The organism is Ruegeria sp. HKCCD7181 (assembly GCF_057221055.1).
In genome coordinates this window covers 135,967-155,358 of sequence record NZ_JBWVBC010000011.1, presented here as the reverse complement: position 1 = coordinate 155,358, position 19,392 = coordinate 135,967, and the positions used below count along the sequence as shown (strand labels likewise).

21 protein-coding genes and 2 pseudogenes are annotated in these 19,392 nt (G+C 55.7%); 18 read left to right on the top strand and 5 right to left on the bottom strand.

Annotated elements, in window-relative coordinates:
• The first annotated feature begins 7 nt into the window (after window positions 1–7).
• The 3 genes from AC2TCY_RS19335 to AC2TCY_RS19325 all read left to right on the top strand — a co-directional run bounded on the left by AC2TCY_RS19335 (window position 8) and on the right by AC2TCY_RS19325 (window position 2,860).
• Window positions 8–814 (top strand): taurine ABC transporter ATP-binding protein, encoded by an 807-nt coding sequence (locus tag AC2TCY_RS19335; protein WP_480849908.1) that lies wholly within the window; start codon window positions 8–10, stop codon window positions 812–814.
• Complete coding sequence (locus tag AC2TCY_RS19330) at window positions 811–2,076, top strand: ABC transporter permease (protein ID WP_480849906.1); 1,266 nt, start codon at window positions 811–813, stop codon at window positions 2,074–2,076. The genes AC2TCY_RS19335 and AC2TCY_RS19330 overlap by 4 nt, the downstream gene beginning before the upstream one ends.
• 397 nt (window positions 2,077–2,473) lie before the next feature.
• Window positions 2,474–2,860, top strand: coding sequence for a hypothetical protein (locus AC2TCY_RS19325; protein WP_480849904.1), 387 nt, complete (start codon window positions 2,474–2,476; stop codon window positions 2,858–2,860).
• Window positions 2,861–3,058: 198 nt separating this feature from the next.
• Here the strand turns inward: AC2TCY_RS19325 and AC2TCY_RS19320 are convergent.
• Together AC2TCY_RS19320 and AC2TCY_RS19315 are read right to left on the bottom strand one after the other, a co-directional pair.
• Window positions 3,059–3,214, bottom strand: a pseudogene (locus AC2TCY_RS19320) (aldehyde dehydrogenase family protein); the annotation flags it as partial.
• Window positions 3,215–3,448: 234 nt separating this feature from the next.
• Window positions 3,449–3,619: a hypothetical protein gene (locus AC2TCY_RS19315; RefSeq protein WP_480849902.1), complete on the bottom strand. Its 171-nt coding sequence runs from the start codon at window positions 3,617–3,619 to the stop codon at window positions 3,449–3,451.
• Between the two features lie 226 nt (window positions 3,620–3,845).
• Between AC2TCY_RS19315 and AC2TCY_RS19310 the strand changes: the two genes are divergently transcribed.
• Genes AC2TCY_RS19310 through AC2TCY_RS19275 form a run of 8 tightly spaced genes read left to right on the top strand, consistent with a single transcriptional unit; the run spans window position 3,846 to window position 10,019 of the window.
• Window positions 3,846–4,583, top strand: coding sequence for a succinate dehydrogenase/fumarate reductase iron-sulfur subunit (locus AC2TCY_RS19310; protein WP_480849900.1), 738 nt, complete (start codon window positions 3,846–3,848; stop codon window positions 4,581–4,583).
• Window positions 4,584–4,586: 3 nt separating this feature from the next.
• On the top strand, window positions 4,587–4,928 hold the full coding sequence (locus tag AC2TCY_RS19305; protein ID WP_480849898.1) for a succinate dehydrogenase: 342 nt from the start codon (window positions 4,587–4,589) through the stop codon (window positions 4,926–4,928).
• The gene (gene sdhC / locus AC2TCY_RS19300) at window positions 4,925–5,266 is read left to right on the top strand and encodes a succinate dehydrogenase, cytochrome b556 subunit (protein WP_480849896.1); all 342 of its coding nucleotides are present in this window, start codon (window positions 4,925–4,927) and stop codon (window positions 5,264–5,266) included. The genes AC2TCY_RS19305 and sdhC overlap by 4 nt, the downstream gene beginning before the upstream one ends.
• Window positions 5,267–5,269: 3 nt before the next feature.
• Window positions 5,270–7,069 carry an L-aspartate oxidase gene (locus AC2TCY_RS19295; protein ID WP_480849894.1) on the top strand — a complete coding sequence of 600 codons (1,800 nt, stop codon included), beginning with the start codon at window positions 5,270–5,272 and terminating at the stop codon, window positions 7,067–7,069.
• Window positions 7,066–8,034, top strand: coding sequence for a fumarate hydratase (locus AC2TCY_RS19290; protein ID WP_480849892.1), 969 nt, complete (start codon window positions 7,066–7,068; stop codon window positions 8,032–8,034). Before AC2TCY_RS19295 ends, AC2TCY_RS19290 begins: the two co-directional genes overlap by 4 nt.
• Window positions 7,998–8,678, top strand: coding sequence for a fumarate hydratase C-terminal domain-containing protein (locus AC2TCY_RS19285; RefSeq protein WP_480849890.1), 681 nt, complete (start codon window positions 7,998–8,000; stop codon window positions 8,676–8,678). The genes AC2TCY_RS19290 and AC2TCY_RS19285 overlap by 37 nt, the downstream gene beginning before the upstream one ends.
• 5 nt (window positions 8,679–8,683) lie before the next feature.
• Window positions 8,684–9,688: a YeiH family protein gene (locus AC2TCY_RS19280; RefSeq protein WP_480849927.1), complete on the top strand. Its 1,005-nt coding sequence runs from the start codon at window positions 8,684–8,686 to the stop codon at window positions 9,686–9,688.
• Between the two features lie 16 nt (window positions 9,689–9,704).
• Window positions 9,705–10,019 (top strand): NIPSNAP family protein, encoded by a 315-nt coding sequence (locus AC2TCY_RS19275; protein WP_480849888.1) that lies wholly within the window; start codon window positions 9,705–9,707, stop codon window positions 10,017–10,019.
• A 150-nt stretch (window positions 10,020–10,169) separates the two neighbouring features.
• Here the strand turns inward: AC2TCY_RS19275 and AC2TCY_RS19270 are convergent.
• The 3 genes and pseudogenes from AC2TCY_RS19270 to AC2TCY_RS19260 form a co-directional block, all read right to left on the bottom strand.
• Window positions 10,170–11,147: pseudogene (locus AC2TCY_RS19270) on the bottom strand (NAD(P)/FAD-dependent oxidoreductase); the annotation flags it as partial.
• A gap of 59 nt (window positions 11,148–11,206) precedes the next feature.
• Window positions 11,207–11,944 (bottom strand): sulfite exporter TauE/SafE family protein, encoded by a 738-nt coding sequence (locus AC2TCY_RS19265; protein WP_480849886.1) that lies wholly within the window; start codon window positions 11,942–11,944, stop codon window positions 11,207–11,209.
• A gap of 22 nt (window positions 11,945–11,966) precedes the next feature.
• Window positions 11,967–12,857, bottom strand: a complete 891-nt coding sequence (locus AC2TCY_RS19260) for a LysR family transcriptional regulator (protein ID WP_480849884.1) — start codon at window positions 12,855–12,857, stop codon at window positions 11,967–11,969.
• 154 nt (window positions 12,858–13,011) lie between these two features.
• Here AC2TCY_RS19260 and AC2TCY_RS19255 point away from each other — a divergent pair, with 154 nt between their 5' ends.
• From AC2TCY_RS19255 to AC2TCY_RS19225, 7 genes are all read left to right on the top strand, one after another.
• A complete protein-coding gene (locus tag AC2TCY_RS19255; RefSeq protein ID WP_480849882.1) occupies window positions 13,012–13,995 on the top strand; it encodes a Bug family tripartite tricarboxylate transporter substrate binding protein in 984 nt (327 codons plus the stop codon).
• Window positions 13,996–14,109: 114 nt separating this feature from the next.
• On the top strand, window positions 14,110–14,574 hold the full coding sequence (locus tag AC2TCY_RS19250) for a tripartite tricarboxylate transporter TctB family protein (RefSeq protein ID WP_480849880.1): 465 nt from the start codon (window positions 14,110–14,112) through the stop codon (window positions 14,572–14,574).
• Window positions 14,571–16,085, top strand: a complete 1,515-nt coding sequence (locus AC2TCY_RS19245; protein ID WP_480849878.1) for a tripartite tricarboxylate transporter permease — start codon at window positions 14,571–14,573, stop codon at window positions 16,083–16,085. Before AC2TCY_RS19250 ends, AC2TCY_RS19245 begins: the two co-directional genes overlap by 4 nt.
• 331 nt (window positions 16,086–16,416) lie before the next feature.
• Window positions 16,417–16,701, top strand: a complete 285-nt coding sequence (locus tag AC2TCY_RS19240; protein WP_480849876.1) for a DDE-type integrase/transposase/recombinase — start codon at window positions 16,417–16,419, stop codon at window positions 16,699–16,701.
• Between the two features lie 387 nt (window positions 16,702–17,088).
• A complete protein-coding gene (locus tag AC2TCY_RS19235) occupies window positions 17,089–17,667 on the top strand; it encodes a sigma-70 family RNA polymerase sigma factor (protein ID WP_480849874.1) in 579 nt (192 codons plus the stop codon).
• Window positions 17,664–17,966, top strand: coding sequence for an anti-sigma factor family protein (locus AC2TCY_RS19230; RefSeq protein WP_480849872.1), 303 nt, complete (start codon window positions 17,664–17,666; stop codon window positions 17,964–17,966). The genes AC2TCY_RS19235 and AC2TCY_RS19230 overlap by 4 nt, the downstream gene beginning before the upstream one ends.
• A 90-nt stretch (window positions 17,967–18,056) precedes the next feature.
• Entirely contained in the window at window positions 18,057–19,334 is a 1,278-nt protein-coding gene (locus tag AC2TCY_RS19225; RefSeq protein ID WP_480849871.1) for an alpha/beta hydrolase, read from the top strand.
• Window positions 19,335–19,392 lie beyond the last annotated feature (58 nt).

The window sequence follows — 19,392 nt, the reverse complement described above, 5'->3', positions numbered from 1 at the left end:
AAGCAGGATGTCGGGATTGGACATTAAAGACCTGTCCATGCGCTTTGATCTGCCCAATGGCACATCGGTTCAGGCGCTTCAGGATGTGTCGCTCAGCCTGAAGGACGGCGAGTTGTTGTCCGTTTTGGGGCCGTCGGGATGCGGTAAGACGACATTACTAAACATCGTTGCCGGATTCTTGGCGCCGACCTCGGGCACCATCGAAATGAATGGGCATTTGGTGAAAGGTCCGGATGCTGAGCGTGGCATGGTATTCCAAAAAGGCGCGCTGTTTGAATGGATGAGCGTGCGGGAAAACGTCGACTTCGGCCCGCTCATGAAGGGTATGGCAAAGGAAGAACGGGTCAAGATTTCGGACCATCTGTTGGAAATTGTCGGCTTGCAGGATTTCAAGGACAAGGCGGTCTACGAATTGTCCGGGGGGATGCAGCAGCGTGTCGCGCTGGCACGCTGTTTGGCCAATGAGCCGGATGTCATCCTGATGGATGAACCGCTGGGTGCGCTGGATGCGCTTACACGGGAAAAGATGCAGGGCCTGGTCCTGAAGCTTTGGAAAGAAACCAGCAAGACCATCATTCTAATTACCCACTCGGTCGAAGAAGCTTTGTTGCTAGGTGAGCGTCTGATCGTGATGGCGCCGCGACCTGGACGTATTCATCGCGAATACAAATTGCCTTTTGCTGAGAGGGGGGTGAACGCGGACTTGCGCGACGTCAAGAAATCGGAAGGTTTCGCGGAAACTCGTGACGAAATCTTGTCGATGATCTGGGAGATGGAGGAGGAAATCATGGGGCGCACGGAGCAGGTTACATGATTGTACTACTGTTTTACCTGGGACTATTCGCGGGCGCTTTTTTCATCGTTCACTTCCTGCGAAAGGGGTTGGAGAACCGTCACGACTTCATCAGTCTAAAAACGGTGACCTTTGGTGACGAAAGTGCCGTGCGGGCAGATCGGGCAGCGTCGATCATATCAATCATAGTGATCTTTGTGATCTGGGGGGCATTCACCGGATCGAAGATTAGCCCGATACACGTTCCAGGCCCGTTTGTTGGCGAGACTCAATTCACCTATACGGTAGAAGCCGCCGACGGTTCGACCGATGACGCTACAGTTTTCGTTCGCGTCCCGGAATTCGGTGGGGAGGTCGAAAAATTCGAAGCCGAACCGGGTTCGGGGATTGCCAAGGATGATGCCATTGTTGCGGCCCCGGGGCGCGCGTCGACCATTCTGTTTGACAAAAATGACGAGGTCACGCGCAAGGAAGGAGCCAAGATCGTTGCTATCAACGGCAATCTTATCGGACCTGACACCACGGTCGATACGGGTGACGGCAAAGTCAGTCTGACCAAAAAGGGGGCGATAAGCTTTACCCCTAACCAGGGTTTGCAGATGAACCCGATCTGGTTGCCTGCGCCGGAAACAGTAGTATCCCGGTTCTTTGAGATCGCAAACGAAGGTTATCAGAACTTTTCGTTGTGGCAGCATCTAGGCTGGTCGCTCTTGCGGGTGGTAGCGGGTTTTGTGGCCGGCGCAGCGGTCGGCATCCCGCTTGGATACGCCATGGGTCTTTCGGGGTGGTTCCGCGGCTGGTTCGACCCGATCGTCGAATTCATGCGGCCGGTGCCACCGCTGGCCTTGATCCCGCTGGTGATTATCTGGTTCGGCATCTGGGAAACCGGCAAGATCGTTTTGCTGTTCTTGGCAGCGCTCTGGATCATGGCCATCGCCGCGCGGGCCGGTGTGTCGGGTGTGAACATCTCGAAAATCCACGCGGCTTATTCGCTCGGTGCTTCAAAATGGCAGATCATGCGATATGTGATCGTCCCGAACTCGCTGCCCGAGATCTTCACTGGAGCAAGGGTTGCAATGGGGGTCTGCTGGGGCACCGTGGTAGCGGCTGAACTGGTTGCCGCCCAAAAAGGCGCGGGCATGATGATCATCGCGGCCTCCAAGTTTCAGCTGACCGATATCGTCATCATGGGGATCATCCTGATCGGCATCATCGGCTATGGCATCGACATTCTTATGCGCAAAGCTGAAGACTATCTGGTGCCCTGGAAAGGAAAAAGCTGAGTTCTGGCCGGTTATTTCAAGAAAGCGCCCGGAGGAACCCCCGGGCTCTTTGCTGGTTTGGTGGTTGGGTCACAAACGTTCTGAAGGACCGAATATATCGAAAACCAAGAAGATCTAGGTGACTGCGCAAGGAATTGATAATCTACGTAGGTTGTCAGACCATTAAATGCCGCGCGTCACAAAAGGATTGATGTATTTTGGTGCGATCAGGCGCACCGAATGCCCCGGTGGTTTAATTTCTCGCCGCCAATAATGGCTCACGGAACAAACCTCCATCGCTACGGTGCACACCGGTAGTTCAGCAACGAACGATAGAAGTTTTTTTGCTGGAGATATCATCCGGCTGCTCGGCGCCCTAGACCGGATCGTGGACGGCGAGGATGAAGATCCGAGCTAAATGTTTAGGGATCTGCTACGTGACGCTAACAATGAGTTGGCCGAGCTGGACAAACGTAGCATTGGCTATGACCGACGGATCAGGAACCTCTTCCGTTCAAACGAGATGTGCCGACGCACCGGCAAGATTGAGCGGAGGGAAGGCCCGCTTGTTCTCGGCATCAGCAAACGTAGCGACCGATACCTGCGTACCTTGCTGACACACACGGCGCGCATGCTGATCTTAGAAAAGCAGAGGAACGGCGGATCCAAATATGAATGGATCAGACGGACGCGTGAACGGCAGTACCCGAACGTGGTTGCCGTGGCGCTGGCGAACAAGAACCCCAGGAAAGCCCGGTCAGCTTTATCCAGCGAGGAACCTTGTCATTCTGCCGTGGCGACCTGAAATTGCGGGGAAAACCGAACGAAGGAGATCGCGAGCAGGAGCATTGCGGCAATCTGCCAGGAGATGGAAAAGGGTCATGCCCCTTGCTTCTTGCACTTGATGTGTGGGCCGGCAGGGTTACCACCGATGCCTCGGGGCGACGAGGGACAAGCAAGCGGAAATTCGTTGGGGCTCGCGGCAAAGATATATAGGGCTGTCTCAAGAAGCCGGATGTTCGTGGTGATGGAACAGGTCGATAGCGTCTTTGTAGGATTTGCGGCGAACAATCGAGAGAACCGGGCCGAATATCTCCTCCTTCCAGATCGACATGTCCGAAGTGAAATCGACGATCGACGTCCCGCCGATGAAGTAGTTGGCCTCGAAACCTGATGCTTGTCACTGGAAGCCGCGCCCATTGACGAGGGTGATGGCACCTTTCGCCTCTCCCTTTTGATGTGAACCGGTGACTCTCGCAGGATGCTTTGCCGTGATCAAAGGCCCATGTCAGAGGTTCGATCAGTTGTTCAGTGCGTTGATACGAGGTGTTAGTGTTTCGATCAGAGCATCCGCAACTTCGTTAGTAACAGGCACGACTACTGAGATGGCCATTCAACGTTCACCGGCCTGACCGCGACAAATGCCTCCGCGCTCTTGCTTTCGTTCTCGTTCAGCGGTGCGCTTCAGCGAATTCGACGCCTCTAGCCCCCGTGTGACCTCACCCAAGGCGTTATCATGTTCTGCGGCCAGCTTTTCAGTCAGGCAGGAGATTTCGGTGTCCAAGTCGGAATAATTCGGGGTGAACGATCGCTGGAAAAGTTGCACGTGCCTGGTAACGAACTGGTACGCTCGAGGATTTTGCGCGGCCCCCTCCAAGCCTATAGCAGTGTTCGAAGTATTGCTGAGCGTAAGAAAAACTTACAAGAAATGTTATAATTAATCGCTTTTTGTTACCGTCATTTACGGTTAGCTTTAATACACGTCAAATACAACGCCAGATATCGATGGGGTGCGGAACGTGGCAGAAGCCAAAAAGAGTTTGAACGTCTCGGTCTGGCGCGGCGATTCAGAGGGTGGGGGCTATCAAGATTTCGAGGTGCCCGCGCAAGATAGCCAAACGGTTCTGGACGTCGTTGCCTGGATTCAACAAAACAGTGATCCGTCTGTCTCGTATCGGTATGCGTGCAGGGTCGGGATGTGTGGATCCTGCGCCATGATGGTCAATGATAAACCGCGCTGGACCTGCCGAACCCATGTCAAAAAAGTTCTCAACGGGGACAGCATAAGGATTGCACCGCTGCGCAATTTACCTGTGATCAAGGATCTGGCAGCGGACATGGATCCTTTTTTCGACAAATGGGTCAAAGCTGGCGGGGTTTTTCACCCCACCCGAAACCGGCAGGAACCGGTCGAGGAAATCAGCCCGCAGGACGCGTCCCGCCAGAACGCCGATGCGGGTATCGAATGCATCAACTGCGCGGTCTGCTATGCGTCCTGCGATGTTGTGGCAGCAAACCCCGATTATCTGGGACCGGCGGCGCTCAACCGAGCGTGGACGCTGTTTAATGATGCCAAGGATGGCGCAAAGCAGCCCATTCTGGATGCCGTCAGCCAGAATGGCGGCTGCCATAACTGCCATTCGATGGGCAATTGCGCGCATTTCTGCCCGAATGAACTCAGCCCGATGAATTCGATTGCCGGGCTGAAACGCGCTACGACGCGCGCCTTCTTCCGGCGGGAGGACTGAACGATGCTGGGGTTGAAGCTCTATCTTTTGCAAAGGCTGTCGGCGCTAGTCATGGCGCCGCTGGTTCTGGTCCATATCATCGTCATGATCATCGCGATCCAAAACGGGCTGACTGCGGACGAAATTCTGTCGCGCACGCAGGGTAGTTTTGGCTGGGCGCTGTTTTACGGCACATTCGTCGTTGCTGTGGCCATCCATGCCGCCATTGGATTGCGTGTTATCGTGTTCGAGACATTCGGCCTTGGCAGCAGCACTCTGAACACGCTGACCTGGCTGGTCTTTCTAGGCCTGTTTTTTATGGGTGCCCAAGCCGTCTGGTCGGTCACTTCGGGAGGCATAGCATGATCCGCCCGCATCGTTCGCACCCGTTGTGGTACGCTTTCATTCTTCACAGGTTGTCCGGTCTGGTGCTGGCGCTGTTTCTGCCTGCGCATTTCTGGGTTTTGTCTCTTGCGCTGACCAATAAAGAGCGTCTGGATGGACTCTTCTATCTGACCGAAAATACTCTGGTCAAACTGGCCGAGTTCGGACTGGTGTTCCTGTTGGCTGTACATGTCTTTGGCGGATTGCGGCTGCTGGCGTTGGAGTTGCTGCCCTGGACCTCGCAACAGAAGACGCTCGCGGCGGCAGCGGTGGGCGTATCCATTCTGATTTCCGGAACCTTTTTCTTGCAGGCGGTGTAAGATATGCCACTTAAAAGCGATATCGACCGACACGACACGGACATTCTGATCCTTGGTACCGGTGGGGCGGGGTTGTTCGCGGCACTGCATGCCCAGCAATCGGCGCCTCAGGGGACGAAAATCACTATTGCGGTCAAAGGTCTGATCGGCAAATGCGGTTGCACGCGGATGGTTCAGGGCGGCTACAATGTGGCTCTAGGACCCGGTGATTCCGTCGAGCGCCACTTCATGGACACGATCGTGGGCGGGAAGTGGCTGCCCAATCAGGACATGGCGTGGAAGCTGTGCGAACAGGCGGTTGTCCGAGTGCGTGAGCTTGAAAACGAGGTTGGGTGTTTCTTTGACCGCAATACCGACGGATCACTGCATCACAAGGCGTTTGCAGGGCAAACCGCCGACCGCACGGTTCACAAGGGCGATCTGACCGGGATCGAAATCATCAACAGGCTGATGGAACAGGTCCTGTCGCGGCAGTTGGAAAAGCTGCAGGAACACCGTGCTATCGCGCTTATCCCGACGAAAGACGGAACAGCCCTATCCGGTGTTCTCTTCATCGACATGCGCACCGGCAGGTTCCGGTTCGTGCGGGCCAAAACGGTGCTGATGGCGACCGGCGGCGGGCCGACAATGTACAAGTATCACACGCCATCAGGCGACAAGACCATGGATGGTCTGGCCATGGCGCTGCGCGCAGGGTTGAAGCTGCGCGACATGGAGATGGTTCAATTCCATCCGACCGGACTGTTGGGCGGTGAAGGCACCAAGATGACCGGCACCGTGTTGGAGGAAGGCCTGCGCGGCGCGGGCGGTCAGTTGCTGAACGGATCCGAGCAGCGGTTCATGTTCGACTATGACGAACGCGGCGAGCGGGCAACCCGCGATGTCGTGAGCCGTGGGATCTATGCCGAGATGCGCAAGAACAATTCGTCTCCGAATGGTGGCGTGTTCATTTCGATGTCGCATCTGGGGGTCGAAAACGTCCGAACCAAATTCACCGGCATGGTGAAACGCTGCGCCGACTGCGGGTTCGACCTGGCGGGCGGCAAGGTCGAAGTGGTTCCGACTGCGCATTACTTCATGGGCGGTGTGGTGGTCGATCCGGACACGCGGACAGAGATGGAGGGCCTGTACATTGCCGGTGAAGACGCCGGTGGCGCACATGGGTCGAACCGTCTGGGTGGCAACGGCGTTGCGAATTCGACCGTCTATGGCGGAGTGGCCGGAGACGTTATGGGCGCCGATATCCGCAGGATGGGTCCGCTGCGCGACCCCGACGAAGACCTGCTGACCGCCGAGTTGATCCGGGCGGAACACCCGTTTGCCAAGCCGGCGAGCAACATTCAGGCGCTTCGGACCAAACTTCAGGATGCCATGTGGGAAGACGTCGGCGTGATGCGTACGGAAACCGGGCTGAACCGCGGGCTGCAACGGATCGACGAGATCAGCGCAGAGTTGATGGAAAGTGGCGTCGCCGACGACAACCGCTCCTTCAACCTAACCTGGCATGACTGGCTGAACATGCGCAGCTTGTGCGACATCTCGGAAGTGATTACCGAAGCGGCGCTGGCCCGCGAAAACTCTCGCGGCGCCCATTTCCGCGAGGATTTCCCCGATCAGGGCGATTTGGAAACGTCGTACTTTACCGTAGCCCGAAAATCGGGCGACGCGGTGAAGGTGGTACGTGAAGACGTGCAATTCACCATCGTGAAGCCGGGGGAAACCGTTCTATCCGAAGACGAACCCGAAACCCTGGTTGCGGCCCCGCCGGAACCACCTGAAAACCCGCAAGAGGCCGCACAATGATATCGATCGACCTCATCGAGAAAACTGCCGAAACCCTGATGGACAAAGCCGCTGTGGAAATCCCTGAGGATTACCTGTCCGGGCTCAAAACGGCAGCAGACACCGAGAGCGGTGATTTGGCTTCGTTCGTGCTACAGGCGATGCTGGAAAACTACGAAGTGGCGAAAGAAGACGGCCGCGCCATGTGCGGCGACACTGGTACACCGCGTTGGTACGTCAAGATGAGCAATTCGGTCACGATTGACGGTGGTCCCATTGCCCTCGAGGCTGCCTTGAGGCGGGCGACAGCAAACCGCACCGTGGGCCTGCCTATGCGACCCAATCGCGTGCACCCGTTGTGGCGCACGGATCACGACAACAATGTGGGTATCGGAGCCCCTGAGATCGAATACGGCTTTGAGCCTGAACCCGACGGGGAATGGATCGACTTGATCACGGTGCATAAGGGCGGGCTGTTTGGGACGGACTACAGAATGCTGTTTCCGTCGGATGGCATTCAGGGGATCAAACGTTTCTATCTCGACAGTCTGGTCGCTTTCGGCAAACGCGGTCTGGCCTGTCAACCCGCCATCATCGGCATCGGTCTAGGCGGGTGCAAGGACACTTGCATGGTTCTGGGTAAACGCGCGGCCTGCCTGCGCACGGTTGGATCGCGCAACGCCGACCCGAAAATCGCAGAGCTCGAAGACGAGCTGAAGGAAATGGGCAACAATATCGGCATGGGCGCAATGGGCTTTGTCGGAAAGAACATGGTCATCGATTGCAATATCGAGGTCGGCTACTGCCATACCGGCGGCATGCAGATGAGCGTTCATGCCTTTTGCCTCAGTTCGCGCCGCGCCGTTGCGCGCATCTGGTCCGACGGGCGGGTCGAGTATCGCACGGACCCCGATTGGTTCACCAACTATCAACGCAGGGAGACTGTGGAATGGGAAGGCCTGCAAAGCCACGCGAAATCCGCCTGAGTACGACGCCGTCCCGGGAAGACCTGGCTGCGTTGCGACTGGGCGACATCGTCTATCTCGACGGGTTGATCTATACGGCGCGCGAAGGCGTTTATATCCGCGCACTGGAAAAGAAGGCGAATATTCCAATGCAGCTGCCACAGGCGAGCGCGGCCAATTTTCATTGCTCGCCAGCGGCATCGATCAACCCCGACGGCACGTTCAACCTGGGCGCGGTAACGGCCACGGCCTCGTTCCGGTTTGCAAAATGGCTGAGCGAGTGGATGGACAAATCCGGCGCCCGGATCATCATCGGCAAGGGCGGCATGACGCGCCAGCACTATCAGGACATCTTTGTCCCGCATGGGGCGATCTACCTCAGCACTGTCGGCTATGGCACCGGCGCCCTGCTGGGCCGCGGCGTAAAGCGTGTTGTCGATATCCACTGGGAAAAGGAAGTGGGCCTTGCTCAGGCGATGTGGGTGCTGGAGGCCGAAAAGATGGGGCCGTTCATCGTTGCATCCGACATGGACGGCAATTGTTTGTTTGAACGCGAAAACGAGAAGATCGCGGAAAACCTTGCGGCGGTTTACGAGGGAACGAAACCAGCCGTGCTGAAGCGTTTCGGCGAAACAGACGATCGTAAAGACGAACTGATCGGATGACCGTCATTTCAGGCCTGAAGGTCACCCGGGAAACACGAACACTGTTTCCCGGGCTACTCATCGCGTTGGTTGTCGGCATGGCCGCCAGATTCCTGTCCGAGCATTACGGCGCGCCAGTCATGCTGCTGGCATTGCTATTGGGTATCGCGTTCAGCTTTTTGAGCGAAGATGACACACGCTGCGCGCCGGGGATCGAGTTTGCTGCAAAAAAAGTTCTGCGCTTTGGCGTCGCCCTTCTGGGGCTCGGCATCACGGTGCAGCAGGTCATCGCATTGGGCGGCGGTGTTGTCGCTATTACCATCGTGGGTGTACTGGTGACGTTGTTGGCGGGTCTGGTGTTCTCCCGCGCTTTCGGGCGCCGCTCCCGGTTCGGAGTGCTGACCGGAGGCGCGGTGGCAATCTGCGGCGCCTCCGCGGCACTGGCCATATCCTCGGTCCTGCCCAATTACGCCAACAAAGAGCGTGATACTGTTTTTACCGTGATCGCCGTGACCACGCTCAGCACCGTTGCAATGATTGCCTATCCGATCCTGACCGACCTGATCGGCCTGACGGATCGCGAGGCGGGGATATTCCTGGGCGCTACAATTCACGATGTCGCGCAGGTAGTCGGGGCCGGTTACAGTATCTCGGAAGAAGCCGGTGACATCGCCACCATCGTCAAACTGCTGCGCGTGGCACTTCTGGTTCCAATTGTGCTAACCATCTCATTCTTTTTTGCAGCAACCGGTGCAGAAACCAGAAAGAGCGGCCTTCCGATGCCGCTATTCGTCATCGGCTTTGCCGCGCTGGTGCTGATTGGCTCTTACGGTCTAGTGCCGCAGGCGCTGTCCGATCTGGTGCTGGAGTTTTCCCGCTGGTGTCTGATCACCGCGATTTCCGCGCTCGGCATGAAAACTTCCCTGAAGAAACTGGCCGATGTCGGCGGATCGGCAATCGGGTTGCTGTGTATCCTGACCGTTCTTCTGGCGGTACTTCTTCTGGTTCTGATCCTGACCATGAACATCTGACTACCGGAGCTATGAAATGTTTGTTGACCAACGCACCTATACGCTGAAAAACGGCAATGTCCCCGCTTTTCTGAAACTGTACGAAGCCGAAGGGATGGAAGTTCAGACCCGCATTCTCGGAAAGATGGTTGGGTATTACTTTACCGATATCGGCCCGCTGAATCAGATCGTCCACATGTGGGGCTACGACAGCATGGATGACCGTTGGGAGCGGCGCAAAGCCCTGCAGGCCAACGACGAGTGGCAGGCCTACGCCGTGCAGATGCGCCCGCTTGTCGACAATATCGAAAACAAGATCCTGATCCCGGCACCGTTCTTCATGGTCCCTTGAAGTACTTATCCCGGTGCACGATTGGCGTTGTTGATCGTGCCATTGCAAGGAAGCGAAAGGCTCGCAGACGCTTGATTCCGAAACGGTCACTCGGAGCGTTCCGTTGCTGCGCCAAGTGTCGGCTTCGCCGGATCGGTGATTGGATATTGATCGCGTATGTGGGCCGGCGCGCGGGCGAATTCCGCAGGTATCCGGGTGCAACCCGCCCTCTGGCATACCGGGCCAGAAATTCCGGATGGCGGCTTCGAATGGTTCCGGTGCGGCATCGTGTCGATAGTCGATGGAACCGGTAACCGGAAAGCTGAGGCTCGGCCCGAACCGGGCCTGCCCGGCGGTATCTCTTAGGGCATGCACGCCGGAAGACCCCGGTTGCGAAACCGGATATATCAGCCGCTCGAACGGCGCGCGCCTCGATGCCAGCGAGAAATAACATGCCTTTGCATAAGTTTGATGCGGAACGTACGCTGCCGGATACCCGAGCAGGTTGCGCGCCACATGCAATGGGCCCAGGCCCGCGGCGTTGAACATGTTGCGGCAGCCTAGAGTCATTCCATTCTCGCTGCCGACATGCAGGATGAAACCACCATCTGTCGCCTCGGCGGCATCAAGCGGCGCGTTAAAGGCAAATGTCGCGCCCTGCGCCTGCGCCTCGCTCTGCAAGGCGGTCATGAAGGATGGTGCATCCAGAACAACGGTCGACGGCGACAAAAGAGCACCAGCGCATCGTAGTTAAGGCTCTAGCGCGACAACTTCCTGCTGCGAAAGAAGGTGCAGATCGTCCAGACCGTTTCGCTCCCCCTGCGTTTTCAGCGTTGCAAGGGATGCCAGTTGCCGGTCATCGGACGCGATAACTTGCTTTCCGCATCGCACGTAATCGAGATGCCGCGTGCCGCAGAAATCGAAGACCATGCGCTGCCCGACCGCGCAAAGCGTCGCCTTCAGCGTTCCGGGCGTGTTGAGCCAACCCGCGTGCAAGACCTGGGAATTGCGCGCGCTCGTGTGGTGAAAACCGGAATCCTCTGCCTCAAGCACCGGTATCTCGCGTCCCGAACGGGCAAGCCTTCGTGCGATCGCCAGTCCGACGACGCCGCTGCCGACAACGACTGACTGATCCTGATCCTCGGACATTGGTTTCTGCATCATTGTCTCGCTAGTCAATAAGACCCATTTGAGTCGCCGTCACGGGGCTACACGAATTCCTTCACAACGATTGCCGCGCCCGAAATGAACATCATGATGATCAGCAATCTTCGGAACTGGGCATCGGTCAGCTTTTTGAATGTAAACAGCCCGATCTGAGCGGCAATCATCGCGGCCGGAAGTGAAATCGCCAGGTAGGTCAGGGTTTCGATCGTGTACGCCCCGCCAATTGCCAGCAGTACCGCCGAAATCCCCAGAACGGCTATATTGAACGGCTGGAGAATTGCTCGGCTTTTTTCTTTTGGCCAGTCCCGCATCGACAACCACATCGTTGGCAATGCGCCAGACAATCCCGAGATTGCCCCCAATATCCCGCCAAAGAACCCAAGACAGCTATCCATTATGGGGGTCGCACGGGTTATGTTGGGTAGGTCACGCCGAAAGATGAAAAATCCGCCATATAGCAGCATGAACCCTGCAATCACAATCTTGAGCGTTTTTCCATCTATCGCATCCAGTAGTTGCAGGCCGATGGGTATGCCAAAAAACGCAGGAACCAGGAACATCGCCAACGCGCGCGGACTGATGGACTTCCGCACCAGTATCGCCCCCTGAATTCCTGTGAAGACAGACGCGATTAGTGACATAGCAACCGCCTGCATCGGGGGCATGACCTGCAGCCACCATCCCAACGCGAAAAGGGATGTGCCGAACCCGGCCAGACCATTGATAAAACCACCGCTCATAGCGCCGGCAACTACAACCGGGAGCACCTCTGGTGTCATAGATGAAAATCTCCTGTAGGGATTAAGCGTTACCGCTTTCGCTGGTTCCGGCCACAAGGCAAGCCTTATCAAAAACTGCATCAAGGACCTTGGGTTTGATATTGTCGTCACGCGACAGCAACCCAAGTGTTCGTGGCGGGGGCGAGGGTTCGAGAGGCAGGACGGTCAATGGGTACTGTACCGCAGGTGGAACACAAAGACTGGGACAAATCGAGACGCCCAAACCTTCATGGACCATGCTGCCAATGTCATCCAGCGTTTCCAGTTCCATACTTTCCTCAACATCAAAATCCTGTTTTTGCAACCAGTTATCGATCATTCCCCCAACGACTGCTTTTCTCGAGAACCGGATGTACGGGTTGGACTGAAGTAACTCGACCGCATTGTCGCAATCGGTCCCCGGCGCGGCGATCAACACCATTGGTTCGGTCGCGATTTCGCGCCAGACGTGTTTTCTGGGAATGACGGGCGGTTGAGTCAGAATCGCTGCGTCGATGACACCCCGTTCGACCTGCCCAACCAGTTCGATCGTCAGACCCGGAACAATCCTGACATGCAGATCCGGGTACTCATCTTTCAGATGCCGGAGCATCAAGGGAACCAGTCCGGCAATGGTTGTTGGTACTGCGCCAAGAGACAGTTCACCTTTGAAACCGCCATCGCTCAAGACCGAGCTGACAATGCCTTCATAGGCAGCAACTACTTCGCGTGCTCGTGCCACTAAGGCACGCCCGACCGGGGTTAATTCTGGTGTACGTGAAGATCGGTCAAAAAGATTGACGTCCCATTCCTCCTCCAGCGCTTTCATTTGTAGGCTTACTGCCGCGTGGGTCACGTGCACAGCCGCGGCGGCGGCCGTAAAACTGCGGTGTTCGGCCACGGCAATCAGGGTTTTCAGATTTCTAATGGACATCCGGAACTGTAACTTTCACTTACATTTTTTGTTAGTATTCGTCACTTTTATAAAAATATTCTTACTGGTAGATTTTGTCAACGCGATGGGTCGGATCGTTTCACGGTTCACCGTTGAATACTCCAAGCGTCACTAGCCATTCTGGGAGGAAGACATGATGTTACTGAAATTGACCGCCGCAATGGGCTTTGCAGCTGCACTTGTTGCCAATGCAGCCCTTGCTGAAGATTACCCCGCCCGACCCATCAACATGATCATACCTTACGGTCCCGGAGGCGCCACAGACATATCGGCCCGCACCCTGGCGGAACCACTTGGTAACTCGGTAGGTAAACCGCTGGTTATGGTAAATCAGGCAGGGGCAGGCGGCGCAACGGGTTCGGTCGCAGTTCAGAATGCAAAACCGGATGGGTACACGCTCCTCTTTGCGCGTGTCGGATCTCATACTGTAAGCCCCGCGATGAAAGCCACTCTGCCGTATACTCTTGACGATTTTCGGTTTGTCGGTGTCTACGAAATCAACCCGGTGGCCTGCGTTGTAGATGCCAAATCGGACATCACGTCCATTGACGATCTGATAGCGAAGGTGAAAGCAGGGGACAACGTAACCTTCAGTTCGTCCGGTGTCGGATCTCTGCAGCATCTTGCCGGTGCAATGGTGCTGAAAACCTTCGGAGTCGAAGAACCCCTGAAACAAGCAACCCACATTCCGCTGAAAGGTGGTGGGGCGGCTGCGACTGCAATTCTGACCGGCACGGCAACCTTCCTTTGCCAGAACTCTTCGTCCGTTGCGAGTTTTGTAGAAAACGGGCAAATGCGCCCGATTTTGGTTACAACCGCAGACCCGGTGGCTGGCTTTGATGCACCGACTTCGACCGATATGGGAAAGCCCGAACTACAGCAGTTGGTTGGCTGGACAGGTATCGCTGGCCCATCTGACCTGCCCGATGACATTGCATCCACGTGGGGTGACTTCCTTGCAGCCGCGATCGAAGATCCGGCGTTCAAGGAAAAAATGGAAGCCCGAGGATCGGTTATCAATCTGATGACGCCTGAGGAAAGCCAGGAGTTCATCGTGAATCAGTACAGCGTTTTTCGCGGCCTGGTCGATGACCTCGGCATGAGGATTGAAGGCTGATCGCGTGTTTACGCAAAACTGAAAACGAACAAATGCCGGCCGTGGTCTTAATGGCCACGGCCGGAAACGTGAACCTGCAATGATTGAGGCGAAGAATTGTCCAGAACGACCCATATGCGCATAGGTTTCGCGGCCATCGCGTTTTCTCTGTTTCTGTTTGTTTTCGCAATTCCATACGGTGTGTCCAGCCCGGGTTCTGTGAGCAACGTCGTACTTTCGCCGAAATTCTGGCCATTGGTTCTGGCTGCAATTCTGGCGGCAGGTGGCGTCGGAATGATCCTGACCTCCCGCAACCTTGACGACGACGAATTCGAAGGATTTCTGGGGGGTGTAAAAGGGTCTGTCCTGCGACTGACCCTCATGGCAGTTCTGATGACCGGCTATCTGAAGCTGGTTCCGGTTCTTGGAATGGTCTGGACGTCAATGATTGCGTTCGTCCTTCTGGCATTGCTGATCAAAACCGACCACCGCGTACATGCCTTGATCGCCGGTATTGCGGTTCCGTTGCTTCTGTACGCTTTCTTTGCTCACGTGGCGGGCATCGCGATCCCGCAAGGTGAATTTGTGAGGTTGCCATGAGCCTGATCGAAAACATCGAAGCCGGATTTGCCGTTGTCGCGAATTTCGAGGCCATTCTTGCGCTGATCATTGGCGTCGCAGTGGGCACAGTCGCGGGCGCCATTCCAGGGCTGTCAGCAACCATGGCCGTGGCCCTTACTCTGCCGTTCACGTTCGCGATGGAACCGATTACGGGCATTCTGCTGCTTCTCGGCGTTTACAAGGGTGGGATTTTTGGTGGATCTATCCCGGCAATTCTGATCAAGACGCCTGGCACGCCGGCCTCCAGCGCTACGATCCTGGATGGATATCCTATGGCGGAGCGTGGCGAAGCCGGGCGCGCGCTGACAATGGCGCTATATGCGTCCTGTACAGCGGACATGTTCTCCAATCTCGCGCTGATCCTATTCGCCGGTTGGCTGGCATCCTTTGCCCTCAGCTTTGGGCCGCCAGAGTTTTTCACGTTGATATTGTTTTCTTTGACGATCATCGCGGGCGTTTCCGGAGACAGTCTGCTCAAAGGGTTGATATCAGCGATTCTGGGGCTGCTGCTTGCAACTGTGGGTCTGGATTTGGTCTATGGAACCAACCGATTTAACTTCAACGACCCGAACCTGATGGGCGGATTGAATTTCATTGCGGTTCTGATTGGCCTTTTCGCAATACCAGAAATCCTGTCCATGGTTTGGGATCCGCATGGCACGGATAAAAATGTCCGCAGCCTGGGCAGGAACAAGGTGAGCTTTTCGGAGTACCGGAGGTGTTTCAAGACGATCCTCCGGGGCAGCGCTATCGGAGCCTTCCTGGGTTCGATCCCTGGGATCGGCGCGGCACCATCGGCCTTTCTGTCGTATAGCGAAGCGCGCCGGACCTCGCCCAACAAAGAAAATTTCGGCAAAGGCGAAATCGAAGGTGTAGCTGCATCCGAGGCCGGCAACAACGGTGTTGCGGGTGCGACTCTGATCCCCTTGCTGGCGCTGGGAATCCCCGGTGATGTGATCACGGCCATCATAATCGGCGCATTTATGATCCACGGATTGCAACCCGGGCCGACAATGTTCGTGGTGAATTCGGACATTATCTACGGCTTGTTTGTTGGGCTGATCGTAAGTTCGATTGCGTTGTTCTTTATCGGCGGGGCGGCCATTCGCATCTTCCAATACGTCGCCGACATTCCACGTGGAATCCTATTTCCGCTGGTGTTCATTCTGTGCGTCTACGGGTGTTACGCGGTCAACAACAATCTCTTCGATGTTGGTGTGATGTTTGCCATCGGTTGGCTTGGTTTTATCATGTTACGCATAGACCTTCCCGCGGCGCCATTTCTGATTGCTTTCATCCTTGGCCCATTGCTGGAGGACAATTTCCGGCAGGCCATGCTTATGTCCGGAAGTGCGCCCGAGATACTGTTCCGGGGGCCGATTACATGGTTCTTCTGGGGCCTGACCGCCATCACTGCCTTTGCAATCGTGCGAGCTGGTATTCGTTCCACAAAATCGAACCGGACTCTTCACACTGACAATCAGGAGTAGCCTATTGGCAACCACCGCGGGTTCTGTCGCATTCTTTTTTGGCTTGATCGCCTAAGTTACATTGATCTACACGAAGTTTCGATAAGTCGATCAAGCAGGTTTCCAAAATGGTATCCTTCAAGGGTTGCCAGTTTCCGCTGCATGCCATTCTCCACGCGGACTGTATTTACCTGGTGTATTCGGTTTCCTTACGAGAATTGGAGGAGATTCTGGGCAGACGCGGTATTGCTGTAAATCACACGGCACTCGGTAGATCGGTAGCGACGTTCTCACCTTAGGTCGCTGTCCCGGGCGCAAGAAAAGAAAGAAGCCCTGCGCTCATCCCTGGCGAATGGATGAGACCCATCTCAAAGTTTGCGGCCATTGGATATATCTCTATCAGGTGGTTGTTCTTGATGAGTCTACTCTTGATTTCATGCTGTCGGGCCGACGCGACTCCTCAGCGGCAATGCAATTCTTTGGGAAAGCAATGGCCAACAATGGCATTCCATTGCGGATTGTGATCGACAAGAGCGGGGCAAATGGCGCCGGTTTCAAGGTCATCATAACACTGCGGAAGCGCTTTGGCTGCCTTGCCAAGATCACTACCGTGAAATCCAAGCGCCTCAACGATTGAATTTAGCGAGAACCTCGGTTTACCAAAACGACGAACGCCCCCAAAGCTTGGGTTCAAGCCCGTAATTTCAGCTTCGGCTACATTTGAAGGTATCGAGGTAGCTCAGATGATCAGAAAGAAACAATTTTGATCTGAAGGGTGATGGCTACGCACAGTTTGCGGTCCTCACAGGATAACAGTGTCTGGTCGATTGGATGCTTTTCGGCTGACTAAAAGCCTGCGACAAAGCCCGGTCTATACCTTCTGAAACCGCGAAATGACGTGTTCTGAACCACGGAGTATCAAACAGTTATGGTTGTTCGAGCTCCTTGGTATCCGTAGATTGACTGGTGTAGGGCTAGCTTTGGAAACTCGAAACGTGTTGGTACTTCTTCTGGCGAATGGCAAATGAATGAACCGCGTCCAGGTCCGGATCAGAATTCAGAGATGGATTTTGAGCAAATCGTTAGGGATAATCTCGCCTGGATGCTTGCTGTCGCCCAGCGGATTCTGAAGGATAGATCCTTGTCAGAAGACGCGGTTCAAGTGGCGTTCTCTAAGATATACCGAAACCTGGACGGGTTCGAAGGCAGATCGAGCCTCAAGACATGGATGCACCGGTTCGTAGTGAATGAGGCCTTAATGGTGCTGCGAAAGCAAAAGCGCATCAACGAACAACCGATTGATCCACTGCTTCCCGAGTTTGATCGCAACGGGTGTCGTGTGGATGATCCGTTCAAGCTTCCAAAGACGTCCGAGGACCACCTGCAATCGCGCCAAGTGCGGGAAATCCTGAAAGAGAAGATTGATGCTTTGCCAGACCAATACCGTATCGTTCTTATACTTCGAGATATCGAAGAAATGTCGACAAGCGAAGTCGCGAAAGCGCTTGAATTAAGCGAGGCGAACGTGAAAGTGCGGCTGCATCGTGCACGGGCCGCCCTGAAGAAACTCCTGGAACCGATGATGCGAGGAGGTGCTCTATGAAGAAAACCGCGCAAACGCTGAAGCGCCGGATGCACGGCGTGATGTTCAGGTTTCCTGGGATGATTACCTGCAACGAGTTTGAGGACTTCATCCTCGCGTATCTCGAAGACGAGTTGCCGCCGACAAAAAAACGCGTGTTCGAGCTGCATCTGCGGGTCTGCCGTTCCTGCCAGCTCTATCTTGCCGCCTACAAACGCACGCTGGCGGCAACAAAGGCTTCCCGGGAGGACTTTGACGAACTCGAAGCATCCGTACCCGAAGATTTGATTGCCGCGATACTGGCCGCAAAGGGAAGCTGACCCGCAAAGGTTTGTAACCTTTTGGTCGCCACCGGCATCCATATCCCTGCAATTGTGCTGTATAACGGGGGAAAGATGTGGAAGCGCAGGTTGAGAGGTGGGAAGGCTTGTGTCGCTGCATTTGCCTTTGGGCTGAATGCTTCATGTGTCGGGCCCAATACCTTGGTAGAGACGCCAAATATCTACACCACACCGGCGTCTTACCCAGCCGAAAAAGTGCCACCCTTCAACCGCGAGCCTGCAGCCGAATTGCTTTACGTTACCGACCGGTTTCGCGCCAACGATGAGAGTTACGGTTCCGAACGGTCTCAGTCCATGGTCGCCGGAACAGTTCGTGTGGGTTTCGGCGAGCGCACAAGTTGGGAGAGCCTTGCAGCTGCCAGTAGCACGCAAGATCGCGCAAATCCGATCCGCCTAAACGTTAGCGATATTCAGGAACAAGTGCGGTTTCCTGCGACGCCGCTTCCTTTTCGGCTGAACGGTCATAAGCCGGTTGTCATTGACGAAGCGCGGCGTGCCTACGACCGCACCATACAGTCATTTCAGGCGCTTGTTCGTAAACGCCTGAAACAATCGGGCAGCAATGAGCTTCTGCTCTTGATACATGGGGTGAACACGGATTTCGAAGCTGGTGCGGTATCCCTTGCCGATGTCTGGCATTTCACCGGCCGGCGCAGCGTTCCCATCCTGTATTCGTGGCCATCGGGCCGCGGAGGTCTGTTCGGCTATTTCACTGACCGGGAATCCGGAGAGTTCACGATATTCCACCTGAAGGAGACATTACGGATGCTGCGCGCGATGCCAGAAGTGAAGCGGCTGCACATCATCGCGCACAGCCGCGGAACGGATGTCACAACCACGGCCCTTCGCGAACTGGTGATCGAGGCGCGCGCGTCCGGACGCGATCCACGCAAGACCATCAAGGTCGAAAATCTGATACTCGCAGCCCCGGATCTCGACTTTGGAGTGGTCAGCCAACGGCTGATTGCTGAGCAGTTCGGCCCCGCCATCGGGCAGATAACCATCTATACAAACCGACGCGACCGTGCACTTGGCTTGTCGCAGAGCCTGATGGCAGGTGTCCGGTTCGGCCGTTTGGAGGGCGAAGAGGTCGGACAGACGGAAAGCGAGATATTCGCTAACGTACGCAATGTGCATTTCATTGATGTCAAAGGTGCCTCGGATCTGCTTGGACACACTTATTATCGCGACAATCCCGCAGTTTTGTCAGACGTCGCCCTTTTGATCGGAACCGGCGCTGAACCGGGCAGCGAGACGCGTCCGCTGATTTTCAGGCAAAAGAACTTCTGGGAAATCCCCGAAGGGTATCCTGCTGTTCGAGCAGAACAGGTCCCGGCTGCCCGTTGATTGAAACCTCAGGGCATGTGTCCGGGGCAAAAAATGTCCCAACCGCTGTAACGCAGTG

What these genes read in the sequence shown, in the direction of transcription:
- AC2TCY_RS19335 (WP_480849908.1), top strand. Translation starts at nt 8, where the DNA reads ATGTCGGGATTGGACATTAAAGACCTGTCCATGCGCTTTGATCTGCCC.
- AC2TCY_RS19330 (WP_480849906.1), top strand. Translation starts at nt 811, where the DNA reads ATGATTGTACTACTGTTTTACCTGGGACTATTCGCGGGCGCTTTTTTC.
- AC2TCY_RS19325 (WP_480849904.1), top strand. Translation starts at nt 2,474, where the DNA reads ATGTTTAGGGATCTGCTACGTGACGCTAACAATGAGTTGGCCGAGCTG.
- AC2TCY_RS19305 (WP_480849898.1), top strand. Translation starts at nt 4,587, where the DNA reads ATGCTGGGGTTGAAGCTCTATCTTTTGCAAAGGCTGTCGGCGCTAGTC.
- sdhC (WP_480849896.1), top strand. Translation starts at nt 4,925, where the DNA reads ATGATCCGCCCGCATCGTTCGCACCCGTTGTGGTACGCTTTCATTCTT.
- AC2TCY_RS19295 (WP_480849894.1), top strand. Translation starts at nt 5,270, where the DNA reads ATGCCACTTAAAAGCGATATCGACCGACACGACACGGACATTCTGATC.
- AC2TCY_RS19290 (WP_480849892.1), top strand. Translation starts at nt 7,066, where the DNA reads ATGATATCGATCGACCTCATCGAGAAAACTGCCGAAACCCTGATGGAC.
- AC2TCY_RS19285 (WP_480849890.1), top strand. Translation starts at nt 7,998, where the DNA reads ATGGGAAGGCCTGCAAAGCCACGCGAAATCCGCCTGAGTACGACGCCG.
- AC2TCY_RS19275 (WP_480849888.1), top strand. Translation starts at nt 9,705, where the DNA reads ATGTTTGTTGACCAACGCACCTATACGCTGAAAAACGGCAATGTCCCC.
- AC2TCY_RS19265 (WP_480849886.1), bottom strand. Translation starts at nt 11,944, where the DNA reads ATGACACCAGAGGTGCTCCCGGTTGTAGTTGCCGGCGCTATGAGCGGT.
- AC2TCY_RS19260 (WP_480849884.1), bottom strand. Translation starts at nt 12,857, where the DNA reads ATGTCCATTAGAAATCTGAAAACCCTGATTGCCGTGGCCGAACACCGC.
- AC2TCY_RS19255 (WP_480849882.1), top strand. Translation starts at nt 13,012, where the DNA reads ATGATGTTACTGAAATTGACCGCCGCAATGGGCTTTGCAGCTGCACTT.
- AC2TCY_RS19250 (WP_480849880.1), top strand. Translation starts at nt 14,110, where the DNA reads ATGCGCATAGGTTTCGCGGCCATCGCGTTTTCTCTGTTTCTGTTTGTT.
- AC2TCY_RS19245 (WP_480849878.1), top strand. Translation starts at nt 14,571, where the DNA reads ATGAGCCTGATCGAAAACATCGAAGCCGGATTTGCCGTTGTCGCGAAT.
- AC2TCY_RS19240 (WP_480849876.1), top strand. Translation starts at nt 16,417, where the DNA reads ATGGATGAGACCCATCTCAAAGTTTGCGGCCATTGGATATATCTCTAT.
- AC2TCY_RS19235 (WP_480849874.1), top strand. Translation starts at nt 17,089, where the DNA reads ATGAATGAACCGCGTCCAGGTCCGGATCAGAATTCAGAGATGGATTTT.
- AC2TCY_RS19230 (WP_480849872.1), top strand. Translation starts at nt 17,664, where the DNA reads ATGAAGAAAACCGCGCAAACGCTGAAGCGCCGGATGCACGGCGTGATG.